At 64.7% G+C, this 17131-nt stretch carries 17 protein-coding genes; 8 read left to right on the top strand and 9 right to left on the bottom strand.

Features of this window, described 5'->3' with window-relative positions:
* The first annotated feature begins 14 nt into the window (after positions 1-14).
* Together cysS and rlmB are read left to right on the top strand one after the other, a co-directional pair.
* Positions 15-1430, top strand: coding sequence for a cysteine--tRNA ligase (gene cysS / locus JLZ96_RS22710; protein WP_094665718.1), 1416 nt, complete (start codon positions 15-17; stop codon positions 1428-1430).
* On the top strand, positions 1430-2413 hold the full coding sequence (rlmB, locus tag JLZ96_RS22705; protein WP_027494340.1) for a 23S rRNA (guanosine(2251)-2'-O)-methyltransferase RlmB: 984 nt from the start codon (positions 1430-1432) through the stop codon (positions 2411-2413). The genes cysS and rlmB overlap by 1 nt, the downstream gene beginning before the upstream one ends.
* Before the next feature lie 18 nt (positions 2414-2431).
* Here the strand turns inward: rlmB and JLZ96_RS22700 are convergent, their stop codons facing one another.
* From JLZ96_RS22700 to JLZ96_RS22675, 6 genes are read right to left on the bottom strand one after another with little or no spacing between them, the layout of a single operon-like run.
* Positions 2432-3286 (bottom strand): biotin-dependent carboxyltransferase family protein, encoded by an 855-nt coding sequence (locus JLZ96_RS22700; protein WP_201011327.1) that lies wholly within the window; start codon positions 3284-3286, stop codon positions 2432-2434.
* Positions 3283-3885, bottom strand: a complete 603-nt coding sequence (locus JLZ96_RS22695; RefSeq protein WP_201011326.1) for an allophanate hydrolase subunit 1 — start codon at positions 3883-3885, stop codon at positions 3283-3285. The genes JLZ96_RS22700 and JLZ96_RS22695 overlap by 4 nt, the downstream gene beginning before the upstream one ends.
* Positions 3885-4643, bottom strand: coding sequence for a LamB/YcsF family protein (locus JLZ96_RS22690; RefSeq protein ID WP_201011325.1), 759 nt, complete (start codon positions 4641-4643; stop codon positions 3885-3887). The genes JLZ96_RS22695 and JLZ96_RS22690 overlap by 1 nt, the downstream gene beginning before the upstream one ends.
* 10 nt (positions 4644-4653) lie before the next feature.
* Positions 4654-5532: a metal ABC transporter permease gene (locus tag JLZ96_RS22685; RefSeq protein WP_027494336.1), complete on the bottom strand. Its 879-nt coding sequence runs from the start codon at positions 5530-5532 to the stop codon at positions 4654-4656.
* A complete protein-coding gene (locus JLZ96_RS22680; protein WP_027494335.1) occupies positions 5529-6362 on the bottom strand; it encodes a metal ABC transporter ATP-binding protein in 834 nt (277 codons plus the stop codon). Before JLZ96_RS22680 ends, JLZ96_RS22685 begins: the two co-directional genes overlap by 4 nt.
* Positions 6363-6410: 48 nt before the next feature.
* Positions 6411-7433: a metal ABC transporter solute-binding protein, Zn/Mn family gene (locus JLZ96_RS22675; RefSeq protein ID WP_032386084.1), complete on the bottom strand. Its 1023-nt coding sequence runs from the start codon at positions 7431-7433 to the stop codon at positions 6411-6413.
* 141 nt (positions 7434-7574) lie between these two features.
* Between JLZ96_RS22675 and JLZ96_RS22670 the strand changes: the two genes are divergently transcribed.
* Positions 7575-8681 (top strand): LacI family DNA-binding transcriptional regulator, encoded by a 1107-nt coding sequence (locus tag JLZ96_RS22670; protein ID WP_201011324.1) that lies wholly within the window; start codon positions 7575-7577, stop codon positions 8679-8681.
* Positions 8682-8892: 211 nt separating this feature from the next.
* Here the strand turns inward: JLZ96_RS22670 and otsB are convergent, their stop codons facing one another.
* Complete coding sequence (gene otsB / locus JLZ96_RS22665; protein WP_201011323.1) at positions 8893-11445, bottom strand: trehalose-phosphatase; 2553 nt, start codon at positions 11443-11445, stop codon at positions 8893-8895.
* Positions 11446-11504: 59 nt separating this feature from the next.
* Entirely contained in the window at positions 11505-12248 is a 744-nt protein-coding gene (locus JLZ96_RS22660) for a FadR/GntR family transcriptional regulator (protein WP_027494331.1), read from the bottom strand.
* An 80-nt stretch (positions 12249-12328) separates the two neighbouring features.
* On the opposite strand from JLZ96_RS22660, the gene JLZ96_RS22655 reads away from it, so the two are divergent.
* Positions 12329-12889, top strand: coding sequence for a gluconokinase (locus JLZ96_RS22655; RefSeq protein ID WP_032364969.1), 561 nt, complete (start codon positions 12329-12331; stop codon positions 12887-12889).
* Between the two features lie 259 nt (positions 12890-13148).
* The gene (locus JLZ96_RS22650; protein WP_032364923.1) at positions 13149-13451 is read left to right on the top strand and encodes a WhiB family transcriptional regulator; all 303 of its coding nucleotides are present in this window, start codon (positions 13149-13151) and stop codon (positions 13449-13451) included.
* Here JLZ96_RS22650 and JLZ96_RS22645 read toward each other — a convergent pair.
* Positions 13424-14005, bottom strand: a complete 582-nt coding sequence (locus JLZ96_RS22645) for a GNAT family N-acetyltransferase (protein ID WP_236254213.1) — start codon at positions 14003-14005, stop codon at positions 13424-13426. The two genes, JLZ96_RS22650 and JLZ96_RS22645, sit on opposite strands and share 28 nt — an antisense overlap.
* A gap of 656 nt (positions 14006-14661) precedes the next feature.
* Here JLZ96_RS22645 and JLZ96_RS22640 point away from each other — a divergent pair.
* The 3 genes from JLZ96_RS22640 to JLZ96_RS22630 are packed head-to-tail and all read left to right on the top strand — an operon-like array spanning position 14662 to position 17115.
* Positions 14662-15033 (top strand): hypothetical protein, encoded by a 372-nt coding sequence (locus JLZ96_RS22640; protein ID WP_201011322.1) that lies wholly within the window; start codon positions 14662-14664, stop codon positions 15031-15033.
* Positions 15030-15722, top strand: coding sequence for an ABC transporter ATP-binding protein (locus JLZ96_RS22635; RefSeq protein ID WP_080735569.1), 693 nt, complete (start codon positions 15030-15032; stop codon positions 15720-15722). Before JLZ96_RS22640 ends, JLZ96_RS22635 begins: the two co-directional genes overlap by 4 nt.
* A complete protein-coding gene (locus tag JLZ96_RS22630; RefSeq protein WP_201011321.1) occupies positions 15676-17115 on the top strand; it encodes a hypothetical protein in 1440 nt (479 codons plus the stop codon). The genes JLZ96_RS22635 and JLZ96_RS22630 overlap by 47 nt, the downstream gene beginning before the upstream one ends.
* The last annotated feature ends 16 nt before the right edge of the window (positions 17116-17131 follow it).

Genomic DNA, 17131 nt, shown 5'->3' with positions numbered 1-17131 from the left:
TAGCATTGCTGGTCGTGACCCTTCACCTACACGACACCGAGACGAGGGCCCTGCGGGAATTCACCCCCTTGGTCCCTGGCCATGTATCGGTGTACCTGTGTGGGGCAACGGTGCAGGGTGAGCCTCACATCGGCCACGTACGCAGCGGAGTGGCGTTCGACGTCCTGCGCCGCTGGCTGTTGGCACACGACTACGACGTCGCTTTCGTTCGCAACGTGACGGACATCGACGACAAGATCCTGAACAAGGCGCGCGACGCCGGTCGTCCGTGGTGGGAGTGGGCGGCAACGTACGAGCGTTCGTTCACCTGGGCCTACGACCGACTCGGTGTGCTGCCGCCGTCCGCCGAACCGCGTGCGACGGGCCACATCACTCAGATGGTCCAGATGATCGAGCGGCTGATCGAGCGTGGCCACGCGTACGCCGATTCGTGCGGAGACGTGTACTTCGACGTGCAGAGTTTCCCGAGTTACGGCGCGTTGTCCGGTCACAAGCTCGACGACGTACACCAGGGCGAGAGCGTTGCCGAGGGCAAGCGCGATCCTCGCGACTTCACACTGTGGAAGGGTGCCAAGCCCGGCGAGCCCTCGTGGCCCACGCCGTGGGGCCCAGGCCGTCCCGGCTGGCATCTCGAGTGCTCGGCGATGGCGGAGACCTACCTCGGTCCGGACTTCGACATCCACTGCGGCGGACTCGATCTCGTGTTCCCGCATCACGAGAACGAGCGAGCCCAATCCATGGCGGCCGGCGACGGCTTCTCGCGCTACTGGTTGCACAACGGCTGGGTGACGATGGGCGGCGAGAAGATGTCCAAGTCTCTCGGCAACGTCCTCTCGGTACCCAACGTGCTCAAAAAGGTTCGGCCGCAAGAACTTCGGTTCTACCTCGGCGGCGCGCACTATCGCTCGATGCTGGAATACTCCGACACTGCGCTCGAGACCGCGGCGGTGACGTACCGGGGCATCGAAGGATTCGTCCGGCGAGCTGTCGAACGCGCAGGTGACGTTCCGATGGGCAAGTGGACCGCCGGGTTTGCCGCGGCTCTCGACGACGATCTCGGAGTTCCCAAAGCGTTGGCCGAGATTCACGCCACCGTCACCCTCGGCAACACCGCCCTCGAGTCCGGTGACCTACCGGCAGCCGTGGAGCATGCGGGCAGCGTGCGGGCGATGCTCGACATCCTCGGTGTCGACCCCCTCGATCCGCACTGGTCGAGCGACAGTGGTTCGGACGCAGCAGCTCTCGGTGCACTCGGCGTTCTCGTCGAGGCCGAGCTTGAGCGTCGAGCAACGGCGAAGGCGACCAAGGACTGGGCCGTCGCCGACGAGATACGCGATCGACTGGCGCAGGCCGGAGTCGATGTGACAGATACACCCAACGGGCCCGAATGGTCGCTGGGTACGAGCAAGACCGACGAAGCAGGTTTGTGATGGCAGGCAATTCGAGTAGGCGCGGCGCAATCCGCAAGGACGGCACCAAGAAGGGACAGGTCGCCGGATCCGGAGGCAAGCGTCGTAAGGGCCTCGAGGGCCGCGGCGCGACGCCCCCCGCCTCCGAGCGCACCAAGCATCCCGCAGCGCGTCGGGCCAAGCTCGCCGAGAAGTCCGCGCAGAACCGCGGCGCTACCACCGGAGGACGCGCGGGTGGACGCCCGGCCGGACGTAAGGCCGAAGACGGTCCCGAGGTGGTACTCGGGCGCAACCCGGTCGTCGAGTGCCTGCGTGCAGGCGTGCCCGCCACCGCCCTGTGGGTTGCCGTCGGCACCGACAGTGACGATCGACTCAAGGAAGCCGTGCAGCGCGCAGGCGACGCACGGATCTCCATCCTCGAAGTTCCCCGCTCCGATCTGGACAAGCTCAGCGCCAACGGACTGCACCAGGGCTTGGCCCTGCAGGTGCCGCCGTACCGCTACGCGCACCCCGACGATCTGATCTCGAACGCGCGCACGCACCAGGAACCCGCACTGCTCGTGGCGCTCGACAACATCACCGACCCGCGCAACCTCGGTGCCGTCGTGCGTTCGGTGGCCGCGTTCGGTGGCCACGGCGTCGTGATTCCGCAGCGTCGCAGCGCCAGCGTGTCGGCGGTGGCATGGCGCACCAGCGCCGGTGCCGCAGCCCGACTGCCCATCGCGCGGGCGGTCAATCTGACTCGCACACTGAAGGATTGGCAGTCCAAGGGCGTCACCGTCGTCGGCCTCGACGCAGGCGGCGACACCGACCTCGACACCTTCGACGGTAAGGGGCCGGTCGTCATCGTCGTCGGGTCCGAGGGCAAGGGCCTCTCGCGTCTGGTCAGCGAGACCTGCGACCATATCCTGTCGATCCCGATGGCGGGGCCGGTGGAATCGCTCAACGCCTCCGTCGCTGCCGGCGTCGTGCTGGCCGACATCGCGCGTCAGCGTCGAGGCTGAGGTTGCGCGGGGCCTGGATCAACCGGTAGCGCGGAACTGGATTCGCGTTCCGGGGGTCAGTTGCGCGGCGGCGGATACATCGTTCGTGGTGACGACGGCGATCACCGGATAGCCGCCCGTGACGGGATGGTCGGCGAGAAACAACACCGGCTGTCCCGAGGGCGGCACCTGTAGTGCCCCGAGAACCATTCCCTCGCTGGGCAATTCGTCGTCGACCGCGCGGGTCAAGGGCTGCACGCCGTCGAGCCTGATGCCGACGCGATCCGAATCCTGCGTGACCGTCCATGGCTGCTGCACCAGAACCGATCGGGCGTGCTCGGTGAACCAGTCCTCGCGCGGGCCGAACGTGATGTGCAGTGTCTGCTCGAGCGGGTTCGGTACTACGAAATCCGTTGCAGGCCACTGGTCTGTGGCGTCGCCGACCGGGAGCACCGTCACGGGGGAGAGTCGATCGGGCCCGAGGCCCGACATCGTGTCCGTCGATCTGCTGCCGAGAACCGGAGGGACGTCGATGCCTCCCCGGACGGCGAGGTAGCTGCGCAGACCCGATGTGGGCGGCGACAGAGTCAACTCCTGCCCGGCTCGGACCACGAGCGTCGAATGCAGTCCCTGCACGGTGCCGTCCACGCGGCAGATCACGTGCGCGCCGGTGACGGCCATGACGGCGTCGAACTCGGCTCGGACCTGCAGGCCACCGAACGTCACTTCCAGGGTGGCGGCCCCGAAGTCGTTGCCCACCAGACGGTTTGCCGCATCGTGTGAACGGAGATCCGCTGCACCGGATCGTCCGACGCCCACCGCCGCGTGGCCACGTCGTCCACGATCCTGGACGGTGCACAGCGGACCCGTCTGCAGGACGGTCAGGGCCTTCATGTCGACTCGAATCGGACGGTGGTGCCGGGTGTGAGCAGTGCCGGTGGAGTGCGCTCACTGTCCCACAGCGTCACGTCGCTGCGGCCGATCAACTGCCATCCCCCGGGTGAGGATCGCGGGTAGATGCCGGAGAACTCGCCGGCCAGACCCACTGCGCCTGCCGGGACGCTGGTGCGCGGTGAATCACGCCGCGGCACGTGCAGTCGGGTGTCGGTGCCGACGAGGTAGCCGAAGCCGGGCGCGAAGCCGCCGAACGCGACCGTCCAGGTCTGTTCCGTATGCGCTGCAACCACTTCGGCGGTGGACAGGCCCGTCAGGCGGGCGACGTCGTCGAGATCTGCGCCGTCGTAGGAGACGGGAATCGTGACCGCCTCGGATGCGGCAGTGGGGTCGTCGACAGCGGGTTCCAGCGCCGCGACCCACTCGAGTATCGGTGCCGGTGCCCCGTCGAAGATCACCAGCACGGTGCGGGCGGCAGGAACCAGATCGACGACCGCGTCCGGCCGTTGGCGGACCATGGACCGGTGGTACGACATGGTCTCGGGCAGGTCGGCGAACTCGATCAGCAGCGCGTTCTCGCCTGCGGGTAGGAGGCGCATCAGACGAAGGAAGAGATATCGACAGCGTTGGCGCGCAACAGGTCCCGCACGGCATTCGCCATCGCCACTGCGCCGGGGGAGTCGCCGTGCAAGCAGATCGATTCGGCGCGGACTTCGACCGTTGTGCCGTCCACCGCCTCGACCGTACCGTCGGTGATCATCGTCAGTACCCGGTTGGCGACCGCCTCCGGGTCGCTGAGCACGGCTCCCGGTTCCGAGCGCGAGACCAGAGTTCCCTGTGGGGTGTAGGCGCGATCGGCGAAAGCCTCTGCGACCGTGCGTAACCCGACGCGTTCGGCTTCGTCGAGGAATGCCGAACCGGGCAGTCCGAGTACCGGCAGGTGCGGGTCGTACGCGGCGACTGCCTCGGCGACGGCTTTCGCTTGCTCGCGGTGATGCACGATCGCGTTGTACAGCGCACCGTGCGGTTTGACGTACGTGACGGCCGAACCGGCCACTCGGGCAAGGCCGTCGAGGGCACCGATCTGGTAGATCACGTCGGCGGTGAGGTCTGCGGGGGCGACGTCGAGAAAGCGTCGACCGAATCCGGCGAGGTCCTGATAGCCGACCTGAGCCCCGATCCGCACGCCCGCGTTCGCAGCAGAGCGACACGTGCGCAGCAGAGTGGTCGGATCACCGGCGTGAAAGCCGCACGCGACGTTGGCACTGGACACCACTGCGAGCAACGCGTCGTCGTCGCCCAGAGTCCACGCACCGTAGCTTTCGCCGAGATCGGCGTTGAGATCGATGGCCGTCACCTTGGACAGTCTAGGCGGCGACGAGCCGTCCGGAATTGGCCTTGCGGGTTGCCCCGATGCCGCGGCAGAGGAGGTAGATGACGAACGAGATGGTCGTGACGAAAGTCGAGACCGGGAGCCCCGGAGCGAGCGAGAGCAAGATGCCACCGACAGCGGCGATCTCGGCGAAGAGGATGGACAGCAGCGTCGCCTTCAGCGGGCTGGCCGTGACCCGCGCGGCGGCCGCGGCAGGCGTGATGAGCAGCGAGAGCACCAGCAGCGCGCCGACGATCTGCACGCCAAGTGCGCAGGCAACACCGACGAGTACGGCGAACACGACCGAGAGTGCGCGAACGGGGACGCCGCGGGCCAGGGCCACCTCGGGGTCGGTGCTGGCGAACAGCAGCGGCCGGTACACGACGGTGAGGACGATCAGCACGAGGACGGCGCACACCAGCAGCAGCTGGATTCCGCTCTGCCCGACGCCGACGATCTGGCCGATGAGCAACGAGAAGCTGGTGCCTGTTCGGCCCGGGTACAGCCAGATGAACAGCACCGACAGGCCGAGGCCGAACGACATGATGACGCCGATGACCGAGTCGCGGTCGCGGGCCTTGTTGCCGAGCAAGGCGAACATCACCGCGGCGACGACGGACCCGACGATGGCACCGAGTCCGACGGTGATACCGACGAGCAGTGCAGCGGACGCACCGGTGAGGGAGAGTTCACTCGATCCGTGCACCGCGAAGGCCCACTGCCTACTGACGATGAGCGGTCCGAGCGCGCCGGCGAGCAATCCGAGAATGGCAGCGGCGATCAACGCCTGCTGAACGAAGTCGTAGCTCAGCAGATTCGCCGTGGTGTCGAAGTCGAGCATTTTCGAGAATGCGTCGAGAACCTTCTCGTTCATGCCTTGTCTTCTCCGTCGTGCGGTACGGGTGGGTGGTGGGCGCCGGCCGAGCCGAGCGCATCGATCGAGTCGCCGGTTCCGACGACGACGAGCCGGCCGCGAACCTTCAGCACCTCGACCTCGGTGCCGTACAGCTCGGACAACACCTCGGTGGTCATGACGTCCTCGGGAGTCCCGATCCGGAACCGGCCGTCGACGATGTAGACGACGCGGTCGACGAGCGGAAGGATCGGGTTGATCTCGTGCGTCACGAACAGCACGGCTGTGTCGTGCTCCCGCCGTCGGCGATCGATGAGGCCGGAGACCAACGATTGGTTGGCGAGGTCGAGGCTGAGCAGGGGCTCGTCGCACAGCAGTACCGACGGATCGCCGACGAGTGCCTGGGCGATCCGCAGTCGCTGCTGTTCACCACCGGACATCGAGCCGACCGGTGCGCCGGCGAAGGAATTAGCGTCGACCTGATCGATGGCGCGCTGCACCGTCTCCTTGCGCTGCCGCATGCCGCGCAGTCCCATGCCCCATTTGTGGCCGTCCCAGCCCAGACCGACGAGATCGCGTCCGCGTAGCGGCAGATCGTCGTCGATGTTGCGTTGCTGGGGGACGTACCCCACGCCCGACTGGCCGCGGCGAACGGGACTGCCGCCGATCGACGCGGTGCCGGACGTGAGGTGGTTCTGACCGAGCAGCACCTTGAGCAACGACGTCTTGCCCGACCCGTTGGGGCCGAGGACGGCGACGAACTCGCCCGCCGCGACGGACAGATCCAGGTTCTGCCAGAGGGTGCGGTCGCCGAAGGCCAGTCCGGCATCGCGCAGTTCTACAGCAGGCATGCGTTACAGCTTTCCATCAGCTGCCCACCGATCGGGAAGCGGATCGGCTCACGGGTTGGTGCTGAGCGCGGCCTGCAGGTCCGTCGCGGCCTTGGTCTGCCACTCGATGAACGTCATCCCGGCGGGCAGAGTTTCGGTGACCTCGACGACGGGGATGCCCGCAGCCTCGCTGGTGGTGCGAATGTCCTGTGTGACAGCGTCTTCGGTCTGAGTGTTGTAGACCAGCGCGCGGACGGACTTGGACGTGAACAGATCCCGTGTCGAGGCGATCGATGCGGGCGACGGGTCGTTGCCCTCCTCGATGGCGTCCTTGAAGTCCTCGGGAGTGCGGTCGTCGAGATCGGACTCCTCGAGGAGGTAGTGCGCGATCGGTTCGGTCTGTGCCACCGGTGCGTTCGGGAACTCGGCGGCGATCCGGTCCGTCACGTCGGTGATGGCGTGGATCTGCTCATGGAACGTTTCGGCGTTGGCGGTGTACTGCGCGGCGTTGTCCGGGTCGAGCTGACCGAGCTTGTCGGCGATCTCCTCGGCGGTGTGTGCTGCGACCTCGGCGTTGTACCAGACGTGTTCGTTGACCTCACCGTGCGAGTGGCCGTCTTCGGTCGCGGGCTCGGTTGCGGACTCGGTTGCTGCCTCGGACGTCGTCTCGGAGTCGTGATCGTGGTCCGCGTCGAGCAATGTGAAGGCATCGACGGACGGCACGTCCTTGCCCTCGGAACCGAGGATGTCCTCGATGAACTGGTCGTAGCCGCCGCCGTTGTAGACCACCAAGGACGCCTCGGCAACCGCGGCAGCGTCACCGGGACTCGCCTCGTACGAGTGTGGATCTGCCGACGGGTCGGCGATGATCGACTTCACGGTGGCCAGGTCGCCCGCAACGGCCTCGGCAACGCTGCCCCACACGTTCGTGGACGCGACGATCGTGATCGGACCGTCGACGGGGTTGGCCGGTGCGGACTCGGTGCTCGTCGGCTCGTTGGAGCTGCAGGCGGTCAGTGCCAGCGCGGCAGCGCAGGTCAGGCCGATGAGGGCCGAGCTCTTGACCCGAGACGGGCGGTGGAAGGACGACATCGATGTACTCCTGAAGGCAGGGCTTGACGCTAATGGAAACCGTTACCGTTGTACTCTAGCTCTCGGGCGGGCTCGGTATCGAATCGGACGAGCCCAACCTCGATTTTCACTGCAGCGTGGTGTGGGACTAACGTCCCGGTTATGGCCAGGTCAAGCGAGCCCCGACGTCAAGCGACGTTGGCGTCGATCGCAGCCGAGCTGAAGGTATCGCGAACCACCGTCTCGAATGCCTACAACCGACCCGATCAACTCTCGCCCGAACTGCGCGAACGCGTTCTCCAGGCAGCCAAGCGACGCGGTTACGCAGGCCCGGACCCGGTCGCGCGATCGCTGCGCACCCGCAAAGCCGGAGCCATCGGACTACTGCTCACCGAAGCCCTCAGCTACTCCTTCCGCGACCCCGCCGCCATGAGCTTCCTCGCCGGTCTCGCCGAATCATGCGAGGCCGCAGGACAAGGACTGCTGCTCATCCCCGCCGGAGCCGAACGCGACGACGTCCAAGCCGCAGCCGTCGTCCAACAAGCAGGAGTCGACGGATTCGTCGTCTACTCCGTTGCCGACGACGACCCCTACCTGGCCGCAGTGCGCGAACGACACCTACCCATCGTCGTATGCGACCAACCCCGCAACATCCCCGAGGCCGCCCTCGTCGCAATCGACGACCGCGTCGCCATGAAAATGCTCGCCGCACATCTGATCTCGCTGGGACACGAGCATCTTGCAGTGCTGTGCATGCGGCTCGGACGCGACCGCCGCGATGGCGTCGTACCCCCGGGGCGGCTGGCCGACAGTCACTTCCACGTCCAACGTGAACGTATCGCCGGAGTCCAGGCCGCCATGATCGACGCCGGACTCGACCCCGACACCCTCACCGTCGTCGAACGATTCGACCACACCGTGCGCTCCGGCCACTCCGCCGCAGCCCAGGCACTACAGGCCAACCGCGAGACCACTGCACTGCTGTGCACCACCGACGTCATCGCCCTCGGTGCACTCAACTTCGCCAGAGTCTCGGGAATCGATGTGCCGATCCAACTCTCGGTCACCGGATTCGACGGCATCTCCGACGCCATTCGCGAGAACCTGACCACCGTGCGCCAGGACGCCGAGGAAAAAGGCCGCCGCGCAGGCAAACTGGTGCTCTCGTCCTCGCACTCGGGCATCGTCGCCGCCGAAACCCTCCCGACCGAACTCTTCCGCGGCCGCACCGCAGCACCGCCGCCGGCTCAACCGCCCGCAATCGCCTGAGCTGTCCTCGCGCGCTCACTCCAGATTTGCGCCCCATTTGGGATCAATGTGGGTTTCAGTCACTCAGAGTGCAACAAAGCCACATTCATTCAGTGTCGGCTGGAACCCCGTTCGGGATGAATGTGGGTTTCAGTCAGTCTGAGTGCAACAAAGGCGCATTGATCCCAACTGGGGAGGAGTGAACTGGGGAGGAGTGAACCGGGGGTGGGGGTCAGACGGGCTGAGCGCTGAGCAATCTCGCGCAGCGCAGCAGCCCCAGGTGACTGTAGGCCTGGGGGTGGTTGCCGAGCGACCGTTCGGCGATCGGGTCGTATTCCTCACTGAGCAGTCCGGTCGGTCCGGCGGCGCTGACGAGTTGAGCGAACAGAGCCTCGGCCTCGGCGCGTTGGCCCACCAGCAGGTATGCCTCGACGAGCCATGCTGCGCACAGGTGGAATCCGCCCTCGCCGCCGGGCAGACCGTCGTCGTGGCGGTAGCGGTAGACCGTCGATCCGCTGCGCAGTTCGGCTTCGGTTGCGGTGACGGTGGCTGCGAAACGCGGGTCCGACGGCTCGATCAGTCCGGACAGGCCGATGTACAGCGTCGCGGCGTCGAGGTCGGTGCCGTCGTATGCGGCGGTGAAGGACTGCACCTCGTCGTTCCAGCCGTTGGCGAGCACTTCTTCTCGGATGGTGTCACGAAGCTCGGACCAGCTCGATTCGGCTGTGCGACCAAATGTTTCGGCCAGACCGATGGCGCGGTCCACCGTCGTCCAGCCCATCACCTTCGAGTAGACGTGGTGGCGGGGATTGTCTCGGATCTCCCAGATGCCGTGATCGGGTTCGAACCAGCGTCGCTCGACGGCTTCGACCATCGCGCGGACGAGGTCCCAGTCGTCGTCGGACAGGCCGTTCTCCGAACCAGCGGCTTTGCGGGCGTGCGCGAGGGCGGACACCAATTCGACGATGGGGCCGAAGACGTCGAGCTGAACCTGTTGGTTGGCAGCGTTTCCCACGCGGACCGGACGCGATCCGGCGTAGCCGGGCAGCTCGTCGATGACGGCCTCGGGCGGCAGGCCCAGGCCCCAGATGGTGTAGAGCGGGTGCAGGCGTTCGGGTCCCGACACCGATTCGAGTACCCCGTGGATCCACGAGAGGTAGTTCTCGGCCTCGGCTGTCGATCCGACGTCGACCAGTGCGGTTGCGGTCAATGCTGCGTCGCGCAGCCAGCAGTATCGGTAATCCCAATTGCGCACTCCACCGATATCTTCGGGCAATGACGTGGTGGCGGCGGCCATGATCGAACCGGACTCGGAGTGCACGAGGCCGCGCAGCGTCAGGGCCGATCGCTTCATCAGGTCGCGCTTGAGCGGCGGCAGATTCAGGCCGTCGGCCCAGTCCTTCCAGTACGACTCCGATGCTCGACGCCGTTCGACCTCGGGCCACGGGTGCTCGCTCAGATCGTCTGTGCCGAGCCGCAATTCGAGAACGATCGGCCCGTTCGACGGATCGACCTCGGCGTGGGCCGATTGCTGGGATCCGTCGGAGACGATGTTCCAGGTGACACCGGGGCTGCGCAGGACCATCGGGTCCGCGGTGCCGAGGATGCGCAGTCCGTCGACGTCGGGTTCCAGTGACGCCCACGCCTTTCCGAACTCCGGACGCGGCGCGAACGTGACGATGGCCGGTGCCTTGCCGGTGATGACGCGTGTCAGCGCGGTCTGGCCCTGGCCGATGTCGTGCGGGAGGTAGTCGGTGACCTGCAGGCTGGCCCACTTGGTCTGCACGGTCATCGTGCCGTCCACGTACTGCTGGCTCAGCGGAAGCGATGCGCGGACGGGTCCGATGCTGAAGTGACCGGCCTGATCGCCGCCGAGCAGGTGCGCGAACACCGCTGCCGAATCGGGCTCGGGGTGGCAGAGCCAGGTGACGTCGGCATCGGGAGTGAGCAGCGCGACGGCGTTGGGGCTGGCCAACATCGTCAGTCGTTCGATGCGCGGGGCGTCGGCTCCGGAGAGCCACTGCCGACGCTCCTCGAGCAGGAACGCCAGTGCCAGTGCCACGTGCTCGGTGCTGTCGATGCGGAACTCGGCGAGGGTATCGCCCGGCCCGATCTTGACTCCGATGTCGGGCCCGTGCAGGTGGCCGAATGCCTTCTCATCGGTGACGTCGTCACCGAAAAAGATTGCAGCAGTAGAGGCTTCCTGATGTCTGAGGATATCGAGGGCGACGCCCTTGTCGGTGATGATGACGGCCAGTTCGATGACGGACTTGCCCTCGGTCACCTGGACGCCGTCGCGTGCGGCCGCACCGGAACGCACGGCGGCGAGGGCTTCCTCGCCCGCGGCGGGCTCGGCGTTGCGCACGTGCAGTGCGACGCTGGCCGGCTTGGTTTCGATACTCACGCCCGGATGGGCGTCGGCGATGGCTTGGAGCTCGCCGGTGATGACGGTGAGGAGCTTCTTGGCGTCGTCGTCGATGGCGTTGACGAACCCGGCGTCGAACTCGCTGCCGTGGCTGCCCACGAGCTGCACCTCGGACGGCAATCGCGAGAGGATCGCGAGATCGCGAAGAGCGCGGCCGGAGATGACCGCAGCGTTGGTGCCGGCGAGGGAGGCGAGCCCGCGCATGGCGCTGACGGACTCGGGGTGCGGGAAGGCCTTCTGCGGGTCGGAGACGATCGGAGCCATGGTTCCGTCGTAATCGGACGCGACGAGCAAACGCGGAGTCCGAGCGACTCCGACGAGTGCGCGGCGAAGTTCGAGCGGCAATTCGAGAGCAGTCACGCGTCGAATCTAGGCGATGAACCTCGTCTCGGCGTACCTGGCTTCGTGCGTCCGGTGCATCACTGCTGGTCGGGAACCAGACCGGGCGACGGCGTCACACCGGAAGCAGCCGACATCGACCTCGCGGATTTGGTGACGATGGCCAACATCGCTCGTTGTGCGGCGTCGGCGTCACCGGACTGGATCGAGGACGCGACCACTCCGTGCAACCGGATGGCCTCGGGGTCTGCTTGCCGCGACATCAAGGCATGGCGGGTGCGTCCGGCGAGTACCTCGACGACGATGTCCGACATCGACCGCAACATGGGATTGCCCGACGCCTCCAGCAGCGTGCGGTGGAAGTTGCAGTCGTGTTCGAGGTAGGCCTCCGAGTCCGCGGACCGCGACGTCGAGGACATTCCGATGACGGCAGCGGTGAGCGCCCCGCAGTGCTCGGGGGTGGCTCGGTGGGCAGCGAGTTTGGCTGCCAAAGGTTCGATACCGGACCGCAGTTCGCTGAGCAGCAGCAGCTGCTCGGCGCGGGCAGGCCCGGCCAGTTGCCAGCGGATGACCACCGGGTCGAGGGAGTTCCAGTTCTGCGACCCCAGCACTGTGATGCCGACGCGACGCCGAACGGTGAGCAGGCCCAGCGACTCGAGAACACGAACGACTTCGCGCACCACGGTTCGCGATACGGCGAACCGCACGGCGACATCGTCGGCCGAGATTCGGGTGCCACTCGGGATCGCGCCACTCACGATGTCGCGCCCGAGCTCGTCGAGCACCGAATCGTGGAGTTGGCGAAAATCGTTGGTCTCGGTCATGTCCGATCGATCGTCCCACGGGTTGCCCGGTTTCTCGCGTCTGTCCGATCCCGATGCACCGGATGGAGCAGTATCGAGTCATGGCAGCAGAGAAGACAGGCAGAGCGCACCATCCGGTTCTCGTGGTGATGGGGGTATCCGGATCGGGCAAATCCACCGTGGCAGGCATCCTCGCCGGAGCCTTGAAATGGGACCTCCAAGAGGGCGACGACCTGCACCCGGACGCCAACGTCGCGAAGATGGCGTCGGGTCAGCCCCTGACCGACGAGGACCGATGGCCGTGGCTCGACATCATCGCCGAGTGGATCACCGACCACACCAGCACGGGACGATCGGGAATCGTGACGTGCTCGGCACTCAAACGGTCGTATCGGGACGTACTGAGCGCAGGAGCCAGGGACGGGGCGCCGGTGATCTTCGTGCACCTGGCCGGAACCAAGGACCGAATCAGCGGGCGTCTGAATGCACGGATGGACCACTTCATGCCGTCCTCGCTGCTGGACACCCAGATCTCGACACTGGAACCCCTCGGCGACGACGAGAACGCCATCGTCGTCGACATCGGCCCGCCGCCCACCAAAATCGCCGAACACGTCCTCGTCGAACTCGAAAAACGCGCAGGAATGTCCGAAAGCCACTGAGTGCTGCCTGCCTCTGCCCTCTCGCTCCCCACCCGGGTTCGGATCAATGCGGGATTCAGTCGGTCAGAGTGCGGCAATGGGACATTGATCCACACCCGGGGGCCGAAACAGGGCAGAGGTCCGGGGCGGAGTGTCCGGTAAGTGCATATTCCAAGCAAGCGCGCTTGATTTTAAGTACTACGAATGACCGAAAGGACTTGTAAAAGTACGACGAATGCGAGAAGGTGAGCTTGTTCACTTTTCAGTGAGGAGACAGCTCATGGTGCGAGGCGCACCCGCCAGGCCGGTCCAACTTCCCGTTCCCAATGCAGATGTCTGGGACTGGCAACTCGACGGTCTGTGTCGTGGTCTCGACTCGTCCGTGTTCTTCCATCCCGAGGGGGAGCGAGGCCGTGCCCGCGCCACGCGGGAAAAGACCGCCAAGCAGGTCTGCGGCCGATGCCCGGTGCTCGAGCAATGCCGTCAGCACGCACTAGAGGCGAACGAGCCGTACGGCGTGTGGGGCGGAATGTCTGCACACGATCGCGCCGACTTTTACCGCGGAGCCGTTCGTACCGCTTGATCGTGCTGTGCCGGTGCTGCGGAGACTTCGTAGACGATCTCGAGGCCGTCCTCGTCATCCCATTGCTCACCCACTTCGATGAACGCGAAGCTCTCGATGAGGGCCAGCGAGGGCGTGTTGTTCGGGCTGACGGTGGCGCGAACAGTACGCACCTTCTTGTGTTGCCGTGCAACGGCGAGAAGGGTTTCTACCGAACGTCGGGCATGGCCTCGTCGACGAAACTCAGGATCGACTCGGTACCCGATCTCCACCATCCCCGTCTCGTCGGGAGCTCCGTGGAAGCCGGCCACGCCGACTGGCATGGCGACGTTCGGGTCGACCATCAGCCGCGTGATCCACGATGCATCACCGGGGATGTCGATGATCTGCTTGCTTCTCCTCCGCCACAGGCTGCGGCATTCGACCCCGGCGAGATAGGGCGAAACACTGTGGTGTGATGCGGGAATCGACTGTCCCATTGCCAAGGCATGCAGCATCTCCGCGGGAATTGCGTCCAGGCGAAGTCGTGACAGCTGGGGCTGGGGATGACGCCACGGGGCACTGGTCATAGTCATTGGCGAGACCTTTCCACTCTTTCCGGCCGATCAGCCTTCCTCGATGAGATCGAGCACAACGCCGCTCGAGTCGAAGCCGAAACGGGAGTTGAGCGGCAAGCGATGTGCTTCAGGTTTCAAACTTTCGATACCTTGGCGAACTATTTTGGCTCAAACCCTTGTCTTGGACGTATGTGCCGTTTTATGTTCGAAGCGTCCAGAAGCACGAAACAACTCATGTTTTTCGAGGAGTAGACATGCAGATCAGACGCGCTATCGGGGGAGTATTCATCGGGGTTGCCGTTCCCGCACTGGCCATGGCGGGAGTGCAATCAGCCTCGGCTGAACCTATTCAGCCGCAACCGCAACCGCCCGCTTCCGTCGCCGGCGGCTTCGCTCTTCCACTCCACGAAGCCGGTTGCGTGGTGGGCAATGACAACGGCGGATGTGTTGGCGGCGGGGTATACGATCAGATAGTAGAAGGCGGGACGAAAGGCGCGGCGACCGGCGCCGCGGGCGGCTGCGCGGGTGGCCTACTGGCGGGCGGCGTCGGGTGCGGTCCTGGCGCAGCCGCGGGAGGCTTGACGGGGCTGGTGGGTGGCGCAGTCGGAAACGTAGTCGGAGGACTGTTCTGACATAACGGCCGACAGTCGACCGAACAAGCGAGAGGATGCGAGATGGCAGCACCACTGATCAGTTCATCGCAAATTCCTGCCCCGATCAAGGTCGGGTCGCGGATACCACAAGGCACCTCGATAGATCGCATCATTGCTGCGCTGGAGCATCTGAACGGGAAAGTGACGCGTGTAAGCGAGACGTCAGCCCGAATCGACGCCGGCAATATAGCCATTTATCGAATGCTGGGAAGTTCACTGGCACTGGGGCGGCGAAACTTGCCAATCACAGTTTCGATCCATGTTAGTGATCAAAAGCCCTTAGTCTCAGTGACATTGAGAGACACGACCGCCGTTCTACTTCGCGTACGGAGTGAGGGCGATGCGTTGAATGAACGCGTCTCGGAAATCAACGAGCTCTTGAAAAATGTATGACTCCCGACTCTGCGGTACTCCGAGCTACAGATCTCACGATATCGGTGGCAAACCGCACACTCATCCGCAGTGCCTGCTTCGCGGTCGCTGCGGGTGAGTGTGTAGGGCTTACAGGCCCGAATGGTTCTGGTAAGTCGACACTTCTGCGGACTGTCGCGGGAAGGCTCGACGGCGGCGGTGGTCGGATCTCTTACGGGGGAATGATCACTGATGCAATCGGGGGCTGGCGCCACGGAATAGGCTACATGCCAGCCGATCTCGATGCACCGGGTCTGTTGACTCTGGATGAGTATTTTCAAGTGGTTGCGGCTGCTCGAGGACTGCGGTCGACGGAATGGCCGGGCCGTGTGGCAGATCTGATGGAGGCGTTGCGTTTGACTGCCCATCGTGACTGCGCGCTGTCTGACCTGTCTACTGGGACTGCCAAGAAGGTCGGATTTGCGACGGCAATGCTTCACCGGCCACCGCTGTTGCTGTGCGACGAGCCATTCGAGGGCTTGGACGGCGAGTCTGCGAATGCTGTGACGGATTTGGTTCGCGAGCATCTCGGACGCGGCGGCGCGGCCCTGATTTGTACGCACCGCACCAGATTTATTGCTGGACTTGCGCATTCGGTGCTCACAGTCTCGGAGGGGAAGATACATGTCGCCGAACCCGCAGTTAGTGAAGGCTCTGGCGCGGACGACTGAGCGGGCTTCCGCGCAACCGGGCGAAGAGCCGCAAGTTTGTCCTCGAGTTGTGCTGAAGTTCAGCATTTTTGTGGGTATGGCGTTGCTCGGCTGGCTCGTTGTTGGCTACAAGCTCGACTCGATAGCACCGCAAGCCCTACTCGGTGCCATGTGCGGGACGTTGACAGCAGTTCCAGCATTACGCGCCGTGCAGGCGCGAGTGGTCCCCGCTCCGCCCGGGGTCTTCCGGGTACGGCACCTGGTGGGTCTTACGACAGACAGTGTCGCAGTCTTCGCGGGCTTCGTCGCGGGAAGGTGCCGCCATGACCTTGGACCGGCGCTGGTCGGGCTCGTCGGTCTTGCAGTCGGGATGGCGACTGCGCTTCGGGTCCTTCACGGCGTTGCTTTTGCAGGCTTATTTGTTCTTGCGGCGATTCTCGTCGCAGTTGTAGGCGGTCCCTGCTCCAAAATCGACGCTAGCGCCTGTGTTGCGAAGATGGAGTCACGAACGCTCCGTCTGGCGCGAGCGGTCGTTTTGATTTTGGGGATTGCAACTTCCGCGCTGGTGACCGCTGGATACATCGAAGTGGGTTCCGCTCTCGTAATCGCGGGTATTTGTACTGCCGCAACAGTTCTGTGTGGAACGCGTGCAGTATCGACAGCGCTTACCGCGGTTCCGCTGCCCATCGATAAAAAAGCGAACGAAAGAAATTGTGTCGCAGCGCTTTTGAATTCAGCAGCCGCACGCACTGTTCCGATGCGAGTATTGATCATTTCGCTGGTTCGGTCGGGCGAGTTGAGAAGGTGGGCAATGACTTCCTGTCTGTTTGCAGGATTCGTCCTGGCGTGGCGTGTCTCGCCTTTCGAAATCGATTTGGTCACTGTAACGGGAATTTTTGCTGCCCTTTCCATGCTGGGGGTTGCGTACAGCTTACGGGTACCAAGCATCAATAATTCGTGGGCGCTTTCGTTCCCCGGTGGAGTGCGTCGCGACTTGGTCTCTCGGATACTCTTGGGCGTACTTGCCGCGGTGCCATGTTGGATCTCGCTCGGCATCCTTCGGATTCTCGACGGGCGAGCGATCGATGCTTTGATGGTTCTGTGGGTGTTCGCGGTGTGCGCGATGCGCGCCGCAGCGCACGCCCCGCGTTTCGCGGATCCGAACAGCAATGCGAACGAGCTGCTCTTTCAACTTGTTCAAGTTCTGTTGGGCAGCATTTCTATTGCGCTGCTCGACGCGCTGTCACACGTTCAGTCGAAGGGCTCGGTCACGGCATTCTGCTTAATGGTGATCATCATGGTTTTGCTTCCAGCTGGATACATGGTCCGAATGTGGAAAAGGTGGGGCGACGGAGGCGCAGACTGGAAGCGGATTGCCTCGTTATCATCGAGCGTTCACTCGTCCGAGCCGTGATCGGAAGTATCGAGGT

Origin of the sequence: Rhodococcus sp. NKCM2511, from assembly GCF_014905595.1 — a bacterium.
Lineage (GTDB): Bacteria > Actinomycetota > Actinomycetes > Mycobacteriales > Mycobacteriaceae > Rhodococcoides > Rhodococcoides fascians.
Note: the sequence above shows the minus strand (reverse complement) of the source record. Positions and strands in the feature narration are given on the sequence as shown.